Consider the following 504-nt stretch of genomic DNA (forward strand, 5'->3'; position numbering starts at 1 on the left):
AGAAGCACAACGTATCGGGCCGTCATGCTACGCGCTTGTTCACGCGCTCTTCGGCGATCAGGTTCTCATCAAGCTGCGCGCCGTCCAGGGCGTGCTGCGCTTCGCTCAGCAGTTCGGCGCATCGCGCCTGGAGGCGGCCTGCCGTCGCGCGAATCACTTTGGCACGCCGAGCTACAAAGCCGTCAAGCTGATCTTGCAGAAAGGCCTCGATCAGACCTGGCTGTCGATCGAACCTGTTGAATCAGGCGCGACCACCTACACCCACGGCGGCCGCTTCTGCCGCGATACTCAGACTCTCCTGATCCATTGAACATGAATCCAATTCCCGAACTCACGTCTTCTCTTAAGCAATTGCGACTGTCCGGCATCCTCGACACGCTCGAAGCACGCAACCGTGAAGCCATAGACCGTAAGCTCGCCTATACCGATTTCCTGACGTTGCTTATCCAGGACGAGATCGCACGGCGCGATCATCGAAAGCTCGACGCCCGCATGCGCCGCGCG

General features: G+C 59.7%; 1 protein-coding gene and 1 pseudogene. Both read left to right on the top strand.

Features of this window, described 5'->3' with window-relative positions:
* A pseudogene (locus tag QCE79_RS33585) lies at positions 1 to 310 on the top strand (IS21 family transposase); the annotation flags it as partial.
* A 2-nt stretch (positions 311 to 312) separates the two neighbouring features.
* Positions 313 to 504: ATP-binding protein (locus QCE79_RS33590; protein WP_309851842.1), on the top strand; the 192-nt coding region annotated here is incomplete at its 3' end.

Source organism: Caballeronia sp. LZ003 (assembly GCF_031451465.1).
Classification (GTDB): domain Bacteria; phylum Pseudomonadota; class Gammaproteobacteria; order Burkholderiales; family Burkholderiaceae; genus Caballeronia.